This is a genomic window from Prosthecobacter sp. GW821-HT29F12 (assembly GCF_058803405.1).
Window position 1 is genome coordinate 768,217 of sequence record NZ_CM179517.1, and the last position, 14,969, is coordinate 783,185.

The 14,969-nt window shown below is 60.5% G+C and carries 12 protein-coding genes; 3 read left to right on the top strand and 9 right to left on the bottom strand.

The annotated features are described in order from the left end of the window. Position 1 precedes the first annotated feature (1 nt). The 3 genes from AC3RLQ_RS03050 to AC3RLQ_RS03060 all read right to left on the bottom strand — a co-directional run bounded on the left by AC3RLQ_RS03050 (position 2) and on the right by AC3RLQ_RS03060 (position 2,995). Positions 2 to 1,402 carry a hypothetical protein gene (locus AC3RLQ_RS03050; RefSeq protein WP_493034221.1) on the bottom strand — a complete coding sequence of 467 codons (1,401 nt, stop codon included), beginning with the start codon at positions 1,400 to 1,402 and terminating at the stop codon, positions 2 to 4. A 369-nt stretch (positions 1,403 to 1,771) separates the two neighbouring features. Continuing rightward, positions 1,772 to 2,227: a hypothetical protein gene (locus tag AC3RLQ_RS03055; RefSeq protein WP_493034230.1), complete on the bottom strand. Its 456-nt coding sequence runs from the start codon at positions 2,225 to 2,227 to the stop codon at positions 1,772 to 1,774. A gap of 3 nt (positions 2,228 to 2,230) precedes the next feature. Continuing rightward, on the bottom strand, positions 2,231 to 2,995 hold the full coding sequence (locus tag AC3RLQ_RS03060) for a hypothetical protein (RefSeq protein WP_493034231.1): 765 nt from the start codon (positions 2,993 to 2,995) through the stop codon (positions 2,231 to 2,233). Between the two features lie 84 nt (positions 2,996 to 3,079). Here AC3RLQ_RS03060 and AC3RLQ_RS03065 point away from each other — a divergent pair, with 84 nt between their 5' ends. Then, a complete protein-coding gene (locus AC3RLQ_RS03065) occupies positions 3,080 to 3,391 on the top strand; it encodes a hypothetical protein (protein WP_493034233.1) in 312 nt (103 codons plus the stop codon). A 535-nt stretch (positions 3,392 to 3,926) separates the two neighbouring features. Here AC3RLQ_RS03065 and AC3RLQ_RS03070 read toward each other — a convergent pair. The 6 genes from AC3RLQ_RS03070 to AC3RLQ_RS03095 all read right to left on the bottom strand — a co-directional run bounded on the left by AC3RLQ_RS03070 (position 3,927) and on the right by AC3RLQ_RS03095 (position 11,370). Continuing rightward, on the bottom strand, positions 3,927 to 4,436 hold the full coding sequence (locus tag AC3RLQ_RS03070) for a hypothetical protein (RefSeq protein WP_493034235.1): 510 nt from the start codon (positions 4,434 to 4,436) through the stop codon (positions 3,927 to 3,929). A gap of 30 nt (positions 4,437 to 4,466) precedes the next feature. Beyond that, positions 4,467 to 6,569, bottom strand: a complete 2,103-nt coding sequence (locus tag AC3RLQ_RS03075) for a hypothetical protein (protein ID WP_493034237.1) — start codon at positions 6,567 to 6,569, stop codon at positions 4,467 to 4,469. Further along, positions 6,529 to 7,620 carry a hypothetical protein gene (locus tag AC3RLQ_RS03080; protein ID WP_493034239.1) on the bottom strand — a complete coding sequence of 364 codons (1,092 nt, stop codon included), beginning with the start codon at positions 7,618 to 7,620 and terminating at the stop codon, positions 6,529 to 6,531. The genes AC3RLQ_RS03075 and AC3RLQ_RS03080 overlap by 41 nt, the downstream gene beginning before the upstream one ends. A gap of 1,073 nt (positions 7,621 to 8,693) precedes the next feature. Further along, positions 8,694 to 10,505: an arsenical pump-driving ATPase gene (gene arsA, locus AC3RLQ_RS03085; protein WP_493034241.1), complete on the bottom strand. Its 1,812-nt coding sequence runs from the start codon at positions 10,503 to 10,505 to the stop codon at positions 8,694 to 8,696. After that, the gene (gene arsD, locus AC3RLQ_RS03090) at positions 10,502 to 10,876 is read right to left on the bottom strand and encodes an arsenite efflux transporter metallochaperone ArsD (protein WP_493034243.1); all 375 of its coding nucleotides are present in this window, start codon (positions 10,874 to 10,876) and stop codon (positions 10,502 to 10,504) included. The genes arsA and arsD overlap by 4 nt, the downstream gene beginning before the upstream one ends. Before the next feature lie 164 nt (positions 10,877 to 11,040). Further along, positions 11,041 to 11,370, bottom strand: coding sequence for an arsenic metallochaperone ArsD family protein (locus tag AC3RLQ_RS03095; RefSeq protein ID WP_493034245.1), 330 nt, complete (start codon positions 11,368 to 11,370; stop codon positions 11,041 to 11,043). Between the two features lie 245 nt (positions 11,371 to 11,615). On the opposite strand from AC3RLQ_RS03095, the gene AC3RLQ_RS03100 reads away from it, so the two are divergent. Further along, positions 11,616 to 13,529 carry an alpha/beta hydrolase family protein gene (locus tag AC3RLQ_RS03100; protein ID WP_493034247.1) on the top strand — a complete coding sequence of 638 codons (1,914 nt, stop codon included), beginning with the start codon at positions 11,616 to 11,618 and terminating at the stop codon, positions 13,527 to 13,529. 268 nt (positions 13,530 to 13,797) lie between these two features. Further along, positions 13,798 to 14,919: a hypothetical protein gene (locus AC3RLQ_RS03105; protein WP_493034250.1), complete on the top strand. Its 1,122-nt coding sequence runs from the start codon at positions 13,798 to 13,800 to the stop codon at positions 14,917 to 14,919. The last annotated feature ends 50 nt before the right edge of the window (positions 14,920 to 14,969 follow it).

Here is a 14,969-nt window from a genome sequence, read left to right on the forward strand (position 1 = left end):
GTTATTTTGGATTGGGATACATTGTATGAAGCTGGTATTCACCGGTAGCAGGATTGTATCGGTAAATTGCGACAATGCTGCCGTCAGTCAAATCTGTTGGATGATTCCCTGTGGGAGCATTGGCAGATCCTTCACGTGTGCTGCCTCTCACATGTTCTTTGTAATTAGGTCCCAAGGCATCCCTGAGAGAAACGCCAAGTACTTTGATTTGGGGTTTGGGGGTAGCATGTGTGGAGTTGTATGCTTTAGCGGCTTGCAACTTTAAAAGGAATTCATGGCTGCCCTCCACGGCCTTCAGCGATTGAACCATTGCTCTGTCACTAGTGAACTGAGTTGCATTCCCTGAATAAGAATGATCTTGCCCCCTCTTGACACCGTCTTCTCTTGTCTGGGATATGGGATCTATGCCATGCATAGAACGATCTGCGAGCTGTCCTTCAGCCACCTCAGGCCCGTGCCGGTCATGGGCGTGACCTTCCGCCTTTAGGCGCTCTGTTGTGGTTTTGATTTCATTGTCAGACAGAGCCAGCGCCTCAGGCGTAAACTTGTCGGCTGTTGGGTGATCGGGCTTGTCGCCTTGGGGTGGATGCCATTCGCGGTGGGCTGGATTGGCAGCATGTGGATCGTAACCAGGCGGAGGCCCCTTTGGCAGTTCGATGCTATAGGGGGAGGCGGCGAGGATTTCGCGGAATCGATCCAACTGCCTTTTCTGCGCAGGGGTGAGCGTGCAGTTGGCTTCAGCGGCAGCAAGGTCATTGACCCGCTGCTGGGCGATGGCGCGCTGGGCGTGCGCCATTTGGTGGGCTTCATCGGCGTTGAGCGTGCCTGCGGCAGCCTTGCTTGAGAGATCCTGAATAGTCTTCCGTGCATCAGGGATCGTGGGCAGAGGGCCGCGATCACGGGGTGCAGGGCGCGCCAGCGTCGCCTGAGCCTTTGCCAAGGCTGCGGCAGTGGTTGGGTGTATTTTTTCGCCGCGCGCCTCCAGGGTGGCTTTTTGAGCGAGGATGTTGGCTTCGGTTCTTCTGGCAAAGATTTTCTCCGCGGTGTCGAGTTCCTGCTGCTGCTTCAGGCTCAGCGGGGTTTTCTGGGCTTTAATCTTCTCGATGGTCTGGCTGGCGGCAAAGGCTTCATCGAAGCTGGGAATCTTGTTATCAGTGGTAGATTCTGGTATTGTTTGCTCTGACGATGGCAGCTGCTTTGTTTCATCCAGGGGCTTTCCGTCCTCGGATGCATCGGCTTGGGTCTGTTCAGGGCTGTTCCTGGCATCCTGGCGCGTTTTCATGGCACCGCCGGCTCCGCCCATGAGGGCGATGGCGCCGATGAGCTGGGGTGAGTTCTTGATGAAGTCAGCCGCGACCTTGCCGAGGTCGGCGTCGTGATTGGTGGCCAGCGCGGACATCATCTGGCTGAAGAGCTCGTCCGGCAGTTCCTGGGGGATGTCTGCCAGGGCGTGCTTTGGAACGTTGAGCAGAAGGTTTTTACAAAATCCCTGGGCGGCCTCTTTGGCGGTCTGGGTGCCTGCTTTGGAGGCGAGGGCGGCCTCAAAACCGGTGGCTCCACCGGCTGCCAGCGCAAAGGGGCCTCTTCGCGCAGGCCTTCCTTGACGCTGCCTGCGGGGACAGCTTGGCCACATCCGCACCGCCTTTCCAGCAATCCTTTTTCTACTGCTCCCAGTGGAAGCCGGGAACGTCGAGTTTCAGTGCCTCAATGATGGCGGGAATGGCGATGTCCTGCCCCGCTTCGACGCCGTTAGTCTTTCAGACGGAAGTGATTACTCTTGCACCAGAGGCAGCGGCTTCCAGGCGAAGTCCCGGTAAAAGACGAGGCGTTCGGGATTGAGGTAGTCTGCGCGCAGACGAATTTCACCGTTGATGCGCTGTACTTCGACACTATCACCGTCGTGAAGAAGTGCGAGGTCGCCATGCCATTTTTTCAAAGCTTCTGACGTGAGTTGATAGACCACGGTTTGCCCTTCATAGACCGGTTCGCAGTTAATCCAGAAACGTGTTTTCATGTCCGGGAGCCCAAGATCTTTCCTCAGTGAAATTTTGTCCTCCTCATGAATGTCTTCGATGCAGAATACGCCGTATTCCCAATCTCCTGTGAGTTTGCTTCCGCTCGTTTGTCTGAGATGATCGACTTTGAAGCAGTCAAAGGTGCTGCTGACAACGGATTGGATGACATCTTTCGATGACAGCGTGGTTAAAAGGTGCATGGAGACAGACATAAATTAATGGATGATATAGAGTTTTCCTTCCTTTACGACAAACAGTTGTTTGAGCCCCTCAATGGCATTGGCAGGGTCATTGAAATAGCGAACCAAATCTTCGACTGACTGGCCTCCTGCCTCCAACCGCACGATAAAATAAGGGGAATTTTGGGCCGCGACTTTGCGGGCTACTTCTTCTTTGATCCCCCTGATATTTTTGTTTTTTGACGGGGAATAAACTTCACTCTTGATTCCTGGGGTTTGTTTGAAGGATCCATCAGCCACGCCTTCAAATGAGCCATCAGCACGCTTTATTTTGTTCTGGACTCCTTGAGTGTAAGAGTAGCCGTTCTGTGCCAGGACAAGCGCGGTTTCGTTCTCGCCGTCGGCACCTCTTTGATTATCAATGTTTGTGTCTTTTTTGTTGAGAACCTTTGGCGGCCCATCGGGTTTTCGTGTGGCATCAAAAGGTTTATCCGGCAGCAGGTGACGGGTTGGTTCATGTGGAACATGCCATTCGAGATTCGGGGATGGGGCAAAGGGCAGTTGAGGGCCTGTGGTTTTTTTGTCTCCCTGATCGTTTGGACCATTGGGCTGGGGCGGCTTTACTTCGGGGACCACCCTTGTCAGCGCAGCCTTCGCATCCGCCAAGGCCTTTTTCTGCGTCTCATTCAGCGGCTCCTTCTGGCTTTCCAGCTTTCGTACCTGCTCCCGCACCACCCACTGCGCCTGGGCCAGGTCCGCCTGCGTTGTCGGGTGGCCGCGCTGCTCGGGCGGGCGGTTCATCACATGGTGGATGAGCTTCTGCGACTGCTCCACGCTCAGCGGCGGATTGGAGGGCCGACCGGCGGGTGTGGTATTAGATGGTATTTGAGACTGTGGCTGATCCTGATTCGTCCCAGAAGGGGCTATGCTGGTGGTGGTGGCTTCGGCTGCGCCGCCCAGGAGGGCTCCGCCGATGCCTGCCTGGAGGGTTTCTTCGATGATGTCTTTCCAGGGCTTGTCGGTATTGGAGGTGTAGCGCTCGATGATGCCCTGGATGAGCTGGTCCGGGGCTTCTTCGCGCAGGCCTTCCTTGACGCTGCCGGCGGCGACGGCTTTGAACCACTGGCGGAAGTTTTCCTTGAAGGCGGGCTGTCGCAGCAGGGCCCTCGATGCCCTGCTCGCCGCCTGCGACGGTGAGGAGGTAGGTGCTGGCGGCTCCGGCGAGGGCGGGGATGAAGGCTTTGTTGAGCGCGGTGGCTTCGTTGTCGCCTAGATTCATGTAGCCCTGCACGGCGTCTCCGTACATGCCGCCAAAGGTCTGGAGACCAGCGGTGGCTGCGGCGCCGCGAAGTCTCCTCTCTGACACCGGGTTCCCCCGCCGCGCTTCAGATGCGGGCTGTTACTCTACAATGACAGCATGCACCATGCTGCTGTTAGCGTATTCCCAAGGGAGGCTCCGCAGAAAGTCTTCTCCGTCTTTGGGATAGTAAATCCGCCCGTCGTCGTTGATGGATCCATGGATTTCCTTGGACTTCTGCTCGGAGTAGTTATCGCAAATTGCTTGGCCGTTTTGATCCAAGGTCCAGGTTTCACACAGCCTGTTTTTTTTTCTCATTGATGTTGTAGCTGTATATTTCGACTTTCATGGGGAGTGGATTATTTGGCTGAGTGATCATGCCAGGCAACTGGGCGGGCACGTTGTTTATCTTGCGGTAAATCCCCATCTGCCTTCTCAAATGCCAGTCTGTTGAGTCGAACTGTGGCGCGCGGCGCTCTGTGCTTCGGCCTTCGGTCGCAGCCAGTTCAGCCTGGGGATGACGAGCTCCTTGACGAAAGGGTCATCTTCCCCCTTGAGCATGTAAATGCCCGCCGACTCTTCGAGCCAGGTCAGAGCTTCCTCATAGCGTTGCTGATCCACCAAACAGCGTGACAAGGTCATGGTGTACTCGGCAATGGTGCCGTCAAGATCGCGATGCCATTCACCGTGCAGAAGTGACCGATTGCGCAGGTAGGTGTCCAGAGCGTTTCTGGCCGCTACTTCGGCCTCCTGAGGCCGCCCCATGCGAATATACATGCCTGCCATGCGGTGCCATTCATGTGCGGCTATTTTTAATGCAATTCTATCTTCTTTCAGAATTCCGAGGAGTTCTCGAATGCATTCGATGCTGCGTTCAAAGTTTCCTTTCGCCTTCTGGTCTCGACTTTCCTGGCGCAGGTATTCAATTTTTTCTCCGTATGTCATAATGGTATCCTTCCTCTTTTAAATCCGCCTTCACCAATCATAACCTTCCCGGTTGACGAAAGGATTGTCTGGATCAAATACAAATGGTTTTTGATCGTTGTATCCAGGTGCTTCTCCGATATTGTCCGTAGGTCCATGGTATTCATATTCCAACCATTGTGGATGACCTGGCACGGTGTTCTGATTAGTTTGGCTTTTCTTAACTACTCCGGTCAAGCGATTTTGTCCTTCCTCTACATATATCTGTCCATTCGGATTTAGATAAGCTGCTGTCTCATGAGTTCCAGAACCCGTTCCTCCCTCAACGGGGGTGGCATTAGGGCTTTTTGCTTCGGGCGCATAAAAGCGCACCCATTTCTTGCCGTTCTGCTCAAAAATAAACCAATGCTCTGAGGACTGCAACAGTTTGGCACCTTCCGGCAGTTCAGGTCTCCCGCCGCTGACGTGTTGCTTGCTTGGAAGAGAGGGTTCTCCCCTTGCCAGTGCAGCCTTCGCATCCGCCAAGGCCTTTTTCTGCGTTTCATTCAGCGGCTCCTTCTGGCTTTCCAGCTTTCGTACCTGCTCCCGCACCACCCACTGTGCCTGGGCCAGATCCGCCTGCGTTGTCGGGTGGCCGCGCTGCTCGGGCGGGCGGTTCATCACATGGTGGATGAGCTTCTGCGACTGCTCCACGCTCAGCGGCGGAGTGGAGGGTTTGCCTGGCAGGGCTTTCAATGGCGGTGACTCATTGGTGGTATTATCTGGTATTGAAGGCTCTGCTGCTGGCGGCGGTTTCGTTTCATCCCGTGGCTTGCTGTCTCCGGATTCTTCCATCTGCGTCTGCTCACCGCTGTTCTTGAACTGCTGCTGTGTTTGCACAGCACCGCCGGCTCCGCCCATGAGGACGATGGCGCCGATGAGCCGGGGTGAGTTCTTGATGAAGTCAGCCGCGACCTTGCCGAGGTCGGCGTCGTGATTGGTGGCCAGCGCGGACATCATCTGGCTGAAGAGCTCGTCCGGCAGCTCCTGGGGGATGTCTGCGAGGGCGTGCTTGGGCACATTGAGCAGGAGGTTTTTCCAAAAGCCCTGGGCGGCCTCTTTGGCGGTCTGGGTGCCTGCTTTGGAGGCGAGGGCGGCCTCAAAGCCGGTGCGGCCACCGGCTGCCGTGAGAAACGCGGTGGCAAGGCCGGATGCCAGCGCAAAGGGGGCGGTGGCCATCCATGCCTGGGCATGCGTCTTGCCCTCTTCGCGGAGTTGTCCGTAGGTTTCCGCGTACTGGAGGCCTGCGGTCTGGGCTCCGGAGATGGCGGACATGGTGCCCAGACCTCCGCCGAGCCCGCGTGTGAGGAGCAGTGAGGCGGCCATGGGGCCGATCATGCCGGCCACGTGGCCAAAGATGGCGGAGGTGGTTCCGGAATTTCCTCCTTCAGCGGCAATGGGGGCCAGGAAATCGCTGCCGCTCTTTGACCACTCGGCGGCTGTTTCGGAGGCGCCCGGGATGCCAGCCATGCCTGCCAGACCTGCGGCCATGGTTCCCATATTGCCAAAGCCGACGAGCAGATTGCGCAGGACATTGTCCGTGGCCTTGCTCCACAGTCCGCGTTGATTCATTTCCTTGAGGTACTCGTTGGCCTGCTCCGCCTCGGAGCCCTGGCGCGGCTTCTCGGACTGCCACTTCTGGAAGGAGGCGATGCCGGGGATCCACTGTGCGGCACGGGTGCTTCCGGCCTGCTTGAGGATGGGCAGCATGGCCTCTGCGTAGGCCTGCTGCAGGCGCGGCAGATCCGCCATGGCGCGGGCTTTCTCTGCCTCGCTGGCACCACTGGCCGCGACCACAGCTGCGTATTTTTTGTCGTTGTGGATGAACTCCGGGGCGACGTGCAGGCTGCCGTCAGACAGGACGGCAGAGCCGAAGCCCTCCCTTTTTGGAGTGCTTCCATCCCAGTCGTACTTTGCGTAGCGCCCGTCGTTCAGGTAGTGCAGCCTCTTCGCATCCCAATAGGCGCTGACATGGTCGTGATTGTTGGGATCGAGCCCCACTCTTTCCATCTGGGCTTTCCATTCGGCCTGCTTTTGCTCTTCGGTCTTGCCACGAGTTGCTGGCAGCTTGCTTTCACGGCTTGCGACGATTTTCGCCGCGCAGATTATCCGCACGCTCCTTTCTTTTAAACGCCTGGACCTTTTCCATCACGGGTGCCTGGCGTGCTTCTTTTTCCTTTTCGAGCTGCCGCATGCCGGCCTCGTACTGCGCATCGTGCTGAGGGTGCTTCTTCTCGAGGTCGGCACGACGCTGCGCCATCTCGGCATCCAGTGCACGCAGGGCCTTCGCATGCTCCGCCATGCCATTGGCTTCGAGTTCAGCGAGCTGAGTGTCACGCTTCTGACGGGCCGTATCCGCCTCCTCCTGGGCTGTGGCCTTGTTCACGGCATCGACGGCCTTGGGGTCCATTTCTTCCGTGCGCTGCGGCGCTGGGGTGGGGGCGGGTGGTGCCTGCGGCGGCGCGGCAGGAGGCTGCGATGGCGCGGGCGGGGTGGTCGACTGGGAAGGGCTCTCCGGTGCGGGCGGGGCAGGCGTGTTGGGAGACTGTGGTGCTGCGGCTTCTTTGAGGGCAGCCGCGACTTTGGGGGCTTCTTCGGTGCTTTGCGGTGCTGGGCTGGGGGTGGATGGTGTCTGCTGTGGCTGTGCGGGTGAGTGAGCTGGCGCAGGTGTGGAGGGTGGCTGGGAAGGGCTCTGCGGCGTGGCGACGGTGGGCTTGGTGGAGAGCTGCGGGCCTGGCGCTGCGGTGGCCGTGGGTGACTGGTCGCGGAGGGTGGACTCGGGGGCTGCGGCTTTCGGGTCTTCTTTGGTGCTCTGCGTGGCTGGGCTGGCAGAGGGTGGCGTCTGCTGCGGCTGTGCCGGTGACTGAAATGGCGCAGGCGCGGATGCTGGCTGGGTCTGGCTCTGCAGCGCAGGGAAGGAGTCTGAGTAAGCTGCTGCCGCTGCGTTTGGCCGGCGCAGAGAAGGATGGGCCAGGGCTCTGAAGATGAGCGGGATGGTGTTCCCCGGCGGGCGGGGACTGGCCTGTTCAGTGGGGCGATAGGGGACCCTCGCTGTCGGCTCAGGCTGGGACTGAGACTGGGCCTGCTCTGGCGGGCTGCCTGCGAGGGGCAGCTTTTTGCGCGGGTAGGTGGGTGGATCGAAAAGAGATGGCGGAGTGTAGAACATGGCGGATGCGTGGCCGCAGGGCGGCGGTGGCACCTTTCGTGTTCTTCACAGCGTCAGGTTGTTTGAGAGTGTCGGAAAAAGGATTGGGTCGTGATTTGGGAATGCAACGGTAAAGTTTAAAAATGTTTTAAGGTGGTGTGATGTGGTATTCATGGGCGGGCAATGGAATGCAGACTTTGGCGCGCGGTGCTGCATCCGGCCCGGGCCTACGGGATGGCGGTGAATGGGATGCATCACCCCTTTTATTGAGGCGTGCGCAATGGGCCGACACGAATAGAATGCGTGTGAAGTCTGGATGCGGGAGCTCTCAAGCATACGGTGCACAGACCTGCGGCGGAATGGCGTGAAGACGCCCATTCTTCGCGCTGCGCGCTACGAAGGTCAGGCTTGCTGGTGAGCGCGGTGTGCCAAGAAAGCGATGGGTTTGCTTCCCGGGTCGTGCGGACAAACCCAGGGGAGCACTCGCTAAAGCTTCCTCCTTCGCTCTACCCATTCTTCGCTAAAGCTACGAAGGGCAAGCTGAGCTTCGTAGGACACGCGGCACCCCTGGGCTGAAATACGGAAGGCCGTTGGCCTTCAAGGCTGGAGCGTCAGTCTATCGCGCAAGTCTCAATCATCAGAGGCCGGAACTGATCAGATTCAACGGTGGAAGTGACTCGGGCGCACTTGAACTCAAGGCGGCTGGGGTGTGGAACAGAGAGTAACAGGGGGGCTGAAGCTGTTTGCACGAAATACGCTTCCAGATTCCGGCTAAAGCCGGGACTACAAAACATGCGCTGGCTGGTTGCAGATCTGGGGAGACGCGGGGCTTCCAGAACGGGCTGCGATCCCCAACTACGTACTCAGAAAAGCTGATGATATGTGATTCGGAAGGACAGACTGTGCCTCGCGGCTCAACCGCATTCCATAGAGGAGCGTTCTTGGTGGCTTCCGAGTGCGCGATCGGGGCATGAGGTTTGAACTGCGTCGCAGGACCAGTGCGAAGGGGGGGGGCGGTGAGAGGTGCGACGGAGTGAGACCCGTTGCGGCGCAACGGGTCAACTTTGGGCGGCTGCCTCAAAGTGGGTGACACATCATACCAGAGCATGCTGCACGCCGGTGGTGGCGAGTCGGGCGAGGGCGGCGGGGCCGACGGGTTCCTCGGGCTGCCAGGGGAGCCAGGCGGTGCGGGGGGAGTGGTGGGCGACGACTTCATCGATGTAGCGTTGCTCGGAGTGGGCGCGGCTTTGGAGGAGGGGATCGCAGGTGTGGCTGTGGAGGAGGCTTTGATTGATGACCCAGGCGAAGGGCTGGATGCGGGCGCGGCGGAGGTCTGCCTGCAGGGCGGCGGCCTCGTGCACGGGGGTGGCCTCGGGGAGGGTGACGAGGAGGATGTGGGTGTAGGCGGGATCGCGCAGGCGCTGGAGGAGGCGGAGGACTTCCTCGGGCTGGGTGCTGCGCGCCTGGCGCTCGAGCTCGCGCTGATAGGCTTCGCTGGCATCGAGCAGGAGGAGGGTGTGGCCGGTGGGTGCGGTATCGAGCACGACGAAGCGCTGGGTGCCCTGGCCGACCTCGCGGGCGAAGGCGCGGAAGACGGCGATTTCTTCGGTGCAGGGGGAGCGGAGGTCTTCCTCCAATAGAGCGCGGCCTGCGGCATCCATGGCACTGGCTTGCGCCTGCATGACTTCGCTTTGATAGGTGGCGGTCTCGGCGGCGGGATCGATGCGGCTGAGGGTGAGGCCGGGCACCTGGCCGTGCAATGTTTGCGCGAGATGCGCGGCGGGATCTGTGGTGCTGAGGTGGACGGCGTGGCCGCGCTGGGCGAGGAGGACGGCGATGGCGGCTGCGACGGTGGTCTTGCCGACGCCGCCTTTGCCCATGGTCATGATGACGCCGTGGCCCTGCTGCTCGAGAGTGGTGACGAGGCTCTCCAGGCTTTCCATCGGCGGAGGAGTCCAGCTTTGCGGCTGCGGCTTTGCGCCGGGGCTTTCATCATTCTCTGGTGCTGCGGGTGCGAGGAGGACGCGGAGGCCGGGGATGCCGAGGATATTGATGGGGCGCAGGGGGACGGTGTAGCTGGGCATGCTGCGGATGAAGTCGTCCGCTGTTGCGAGTGCGGCGGCACCGCGCTGCTGCATGGCCTGGGCGGTGATGTCATCTGGGCAGAGGGTTTCAAAGGTGCCATTGATGACGAGGCATTGATTGCCCACGCCGATGTCGCGGAGCTCTGCGGAGGTGCGCCGGGCTTCGCGCAGGGCGGCGGCCTGGGGGCGGCTGACGAGGACGAGGGTGGTGAGGGCGGCGTCTGCGAGGGTGTGGACGGTGGCCTCGTAAATGACGCGCTGCTTTTCGAGTCCGGCGAGGGGGCCGAGGCAGGAGGTGCCGCTGGTGTTGGTATCGAGAAACTGATCCCAGGCCTTGGCTAGGCTCATGAGGCGGAGGGTGTGGCCGGTGGGTGCGGTGTCGAAGATAACGTGATCGTAATCACGCGTGGCGGCGGGATCGCCGATGAGGCCGGAGAATTCATCGAAGGCGGCGATCTCGACGGTGCAGGAGCCGGAGAGCTGCTCCTCCATGCTGCGGAGTGCGGACTCGGGGAGGAGGCCGCGCATGGGGCCGATGAGGCGCTCACGATACGCGGCGGCGGCGGCGACGGGATTGATATTGAGCGCGTGCAGGCCGGGGGCACCGGGGATGGGCGTGGGGGCGCTGGTGAGGGGGGTCTCCAAGACTTCATCGAGATTGGACGCGGGATCTGTGCTGACGAGGAGGACGCGCTTGCCGGCCTCAGTGAGGCGGAGTGCGCAGGCGCAGGAGAGGGATGTTTTACCGACGCCGCCTTTGCCGGTGAAGAAGAGGAAGCGCGTGGTGGTGGCGGCCGTGGGCTGGTAGAGGGGGAGGCTCATAATGTGGCGGTCTCCTCGTGTGGGAATGCTGCCTGGAACCAGGCGGGGCGCTCGTCCTTGGTGGGGTAGCGGCCTTTGAGGTGGAGCTGGCCATCCCAGAAGATGAGGGGCAGGACCTCGGTGCCCTCGGCGATCATGAGGGTCTTCACGGCGTCATTCAACGCAAAGTCCCCCGGCTGCTGGCCGAGATTGTAGCGCTCGATCTGGATGCCTGCTTTTTGGAACTGCGCGAGCATGGCGGCGAAGTTCACGAGGTCGGGATCGATGTTTGTGCCGCAGATGCCGGTGGAGCAGCACATGGGTGGATCGTAGACTTGGATGCTTTTCATGGGGAGAGTGGTGAAGATGCCTGCCGCGTGGAGAGATACCATGGGGTGGAGACCTCCGGTGGCCAAGGGAATACTATTTGGTGAATTCGCCAAGTAAATGGCGGTGAGTGTGCGGGGATTGTCTTTGAGCAGGAGGAACGACGAATGCGCACGTGAAGGGCGTGCGCGGCGGAGGGAGGGGAGGTAGAGCCCGGCACTGCGCAGGCTTATGCGGTTGCACTCCGGTGCGTGGAGGCGGCGCGAAACCAGGCGTGGCGCTCGTGCTTGTTGGGGTAGCGGCCTTTGAGGTGGAGCTCTCCATCCAAGAAGACCACCGGGAGGACTTGGGTGCCTTCTTTGATCATGAGAGCTTTCACGGTGTCATTTTGAGCAAAGGCCATGGGCTGCTGCGCGAGATTGAAGCGCTCGACGCGGATGCCGCTGATGCGGAACTGCAGGAGCATGTCGTCAAAGGTCACGAAGTTTGGATCCACATCGAAGCTGCGAGGGCCGGTGGTGAAGCGCATGGGCGGCTCAAAGACTTGGATGCTTTTCATGGTTGGGATGGCCGGAGCGGGGCGAGGGGTGAAGCGTGGTGGATTATGCCGCAGGGTGGTATCCTGAATGAGGTGGTACGCTATGGGGTGGGTGAGTTAGGTAAATGTCGGAGACTGTGCGTGGATTGTCATGGGGGTGGGGATTCAAGCCGGGCATGCTGCCGGGCTGAGTCAGCGTGACGACGCGTGATTCGAACGCCCAAAAAGCAGCGCAAACAGGCCGGACTCTGCGCGAAACGATGCCCATGGCGCGTTCGTCTCGGGTGCTCTGCTTCACCCCACCACCCCGCCTCATGAAACCCGCCTGCTCTGTTTTGTTTTCTGCTCTGCTGCTGATGAGTGCTGCGCTAGTGAAGGCGGTGGAGAAGGCGGTGGAGAAGGTGCCAGGATCGGTGGCAGAGCTGTGGGCGGATTTTGATCCGCGCAGGGATGCGCTGGAGACGGAGGTGATCCGGGAGTGGAAGGAGGAGGGCGGGGTGTATAGGCATGTGCGCTACTTGATCGGCAGCTTTAAAGGGAAGCCGGCGCGGATGGCGGCGATCTATGGGTTTCCTGACGGGGTGAAGGGGAAGCTGCCGGGGGTGATGCACATCCATGGCGGGGGACAGCGGGCGTCTCTGAGCGAGGTGAAGCTGCTGGTGGGGCGCGGGTATGCGGCGCTGTCCGTGAACTGGGGCGGTGATGGGGATGGGAAGCCGCCGTTTAACAGCATGGAGGGCGCGCAGCCGGGTGACCCGAACACGGACTGGGGCGCGGTGGATCCGACGCAGCTGAATGTGCCGGGCTATGCCTCGATGCTGCCGGGGCCGAAGCAGTTCTACGAGGACCGGGAGCACCCGAAAAACAACAACTGGTATCTTCTAACATTGGGCTGCAGGCGCGGGCTGACGTTTCTGGAGCAGCAGCCGGAGGTGGATGCGCAGCGGCTGGGGGTGCATGGGTTTTCAATGGGCGGAAACCTGACGATGTATGTGGCGGGCAGCGATGACCGCGTGAAGGCGGCGGTGCCTGCGGTGGGCGGGCAGGGGTGGCGCTGGGAGGCGCATGCCTTTGCGGGAGGGACGGCGCAGCAGGAGAAGATTGCTGGGGATGTGGAGGTGTTTCGAAAGACGCTGAGTTTTGAAGCCTATGCGCCGCGCATTCAGTGCCCGGTGCTGCACCGGAGCGGGACGAATGATTTCCATGGGTGGATGGATGATGTGTATCGGACGAATGCGTTGATCGTGGGGCAGCCGACCCGGTATAGCTGGGCGCCGCATATGAATCATCGGCTGATCCCCGAGGTGGCGGTGGCGATGCCGCTGTGGTTTGACCATTTTCTCAAAGGCGGCCCGGCGCTGCCGGAGACGCCTGGGAGCGGGCTGGTGCTGAAGACGGCGGATGGTGTGCCGCTGCTGCGGGTGACGCCGGATGCGAAGGTGATGCCGGTTTCACGCGTGGAGATTTACTACAGCGTGGATGCGGATCCGCGCGCGCGCTTCTGGCGCAGTGCGGAGGTGGTGAAGGCAGGGGCGGATTACACGGCGCTGCTGCCTCTGCATGCGGTGGATCTGCCGCTGTTTGCGTTTGCGAATGTGTACCACACGCTGCCGCAGGCGGTGTCCATGAAGGCGCTGCCGGGCGCTGGAGGTGAGGTGAGGGAGGTGTGCGTGAGCAGCCTGCTGCGGCATGCGGAGCCGGAGGTGCTGCGTGCTGCGGGTACGGTGGCGACGGCGCGGCCGAGTGCTGTCTTGGATGATTTTTCCCATGGGCTGCGTGACTGGTATGTGCTGAATGCGGGGAATCTGACGCATCAGGAAATGTGGACGCGAAAGGTGACGGACCCGCTGTATCGTGCACCGGTGGGGGCGCGGCTGAAGCTCTCGATGAAGATGCCGAAGACGAACCGGCTGACCTTTGTGGTGCGGGAGAATGACTGGCGGAGCTATCGCGGGCCACGAGCGAGCTACCTGTGCACACGTGAGATCACTGGAGGCGCGGAGGCGCAGAGCGTGGTGCTGGCTCCGGCTGATTTTGTGTCTGACAAAGGCGCGGTGCTGAAGGACTGGGCGCAGGTGGATGAACTGGGGATCTGCGCACGCGTACCGGGCACTGCCGCGAAGGATGCGTCGCTGTGGAATGGCGGCGCGGCGGAGTTTGTGCGGCTTGAATGGGAGTGAGAAACTGCAGGGGTGGGCGGCTTTGCCGTCAAGGCACTGCATACCACAAAGGACCAGCTGCAGTGCCATGGATAAGATTTTTTCACAATCTTGCTTGACTCCTGAAAATCGGACCCAAGACTTCTCTCATGCAAGCCTGACCACAGCATGTGCCCTGCGGGATCTCCGCCGGTCATCGGCGCGGGTGAATGAATGACACAGCCCGCAGCTTTCCACGACTCCAGCCTTTTCTTTTTGATCACACTACCACAAACAACCACACACTAACATGACTGACGACTATACGCCATCCACCCCCAGCGCCGCCGAGGCGGGGGCTGTCTTTGAGAACCTTTCGGAGGCTGATGCGAGCGCGGTGCTCGACAGTCTGGCTTCTGCCGGAGGCGATGCCGAGGGCGCGGGAGCTGCTTCGCAAGCGGAGGTGATCCCGGGGCTGTCCTCGCTGGACGAGGCGCTGGCGGGCGCGGATCTGGCGCAGATGACAGATGCGCAGATCAGGGATTTTGAAAGCGGTGATCCGGAGCGGGTGGAGGCGGCGCTGGCGGCGGTGCAGCCTAATGCGGAGCCGCGAATCGGCACGAATGACGAGGCATCTGCACTGATGCCAGCGCGGGTGTCCATCAAGGCGCTGAAGCCGGAGGACCGCGCACGCACGGTGCAGGCGCTGGATCTGATCCGCGCCGGCAGGGCACCGGCGGATGCGTTTGCGGAGGCGTTTGGCATCACGGGGCAGGCGCAGGCGGCGGATGGTTTTGCGCAGGATGATGCGCCTGGATTTGATGAATCGCAGACGCAGATGGAGGTGCCGCAGGTGGCGGAGCTGGAGCAGCACCTGGCGCTGCTGCAGCACCAGTACAAGCAGGCGAAGGAGACGTATGATCCGGTGGCGACAGATCTGCTGGAGCAGATGACGGATCTCAAAATCGACCTGCGTGAGGCGCGGCGCGAGGCGGCAGTGGTGAACCATCAATGGCAGGGCCAGCAGTCGGAAAGCCACAATCGCATGATGGATCAGTTCTCCGATTTGATCACGGATGAGGACACTGGATTTGTTTCTTACTGTGATGATGAAATTTTGCTTGCAGAGGCAAAAAACGACCCAATCCTTAATCATCCTGACTGGCCTGAGAAGATCGGACGGCGGGTGATCGACAAGTTTTTCAAAGGACATGCGGCGCACAGCCCAGGCCACGCGAAAGGCACGTCACTGATACCGCCAGCGCCGAGACACTCGATGCGGCTGCCCGGTTCACCAGTCGGCCCCGGTTTCTCCGCCGGCGCGCTGTCTCCCCAGACGGCGATGGCGGAAATCGACAAGTTGACACCTGAGCAGCAGGACGCGTTCATCCACAGTCTGGACAGGCTGACCTCCGTCAAAGTGCGGCACTAGCCGGCCTTTTTTTGGACTTAGGATGGTATGAACTGCCGCAAGATACCACA

Excerpts from the sequence above, each read along its gene's own strand:
- AC3RLQ_RS03050 (WP_493034221.1), bottom strand. The coding sequence starts at position 1,402 with ATGATGTCCGCGCTGGCCACCAATCACGACGCCGACCTCGGCAAGGTC.
- AC3RLQ_RS03055 (WP_493034230.1), bottom strand. The coding sequence starts at position 2,227 with ATGTCTGTCTCCATGCACCTTTTAACCACGCTGTCATCGAAAGATGTC.
- AC3RLQ_RS03060 (WP_493034231.1), bottom strand. The coding sequence starts at position 2,995 with ATGAACCGCCCGCCCGAGCAGCGCGGCCACCCGACAACGCAGGCGGAC.
- AC3RLQ_RS03070 (WP_493034235.1), bottom strand. The coding sequence starts at position 4,436 with ATGACATACGGAGAAAAAATTGAATACCTGCGCCAGGAAAGTCGAGAC.
- AC3RLQ_RS03080 (WP_493034239.1), bottom strand. The coding sequence starts at position 7,620 with ATGTTCTACACTCCGCCATCTCTTTTCGATCCACCCACCTACCCGCGC.
- arsA (WP_493034241.1), bottom strand. The coding sequence starts at position 10,505 with ATGAGCCTCCCCCTCTACCAGCCCACGGCCGCCACCACCACGCGCTTC.
- arsD (WP_493034243.1), bottom strand. The coding sequence starts at position 10,876 with ATGGTATCTCTCCACGCGGCAGGCATCTTCACCACTCTCCCCATGAAA.
- AC3RLQ_RS03095 (WP_493034245.1), bottom strand. The coding sequence starts at position 11,370 with ATGAAAAGCATCCAAGTCTTTGAGCCGCCCATGCGCTTCACCACCGGC.
- AC3RLQ_RS03100 (WP_493034247.1), top strand. The coding sequence starts at position 11,616 with ATGGCGCGTTCGTCTCGGGTGCTCTGCTTCACCCCACCACCCCGCCTC.
- AC3RLQ_RS03105 (WP_493034250.1), top strand. The coding sequence starts at position 13,798 with ATGACTGACGACTATACGCCATCCACCCCCAGCGCCGCCGAGGCGGGG.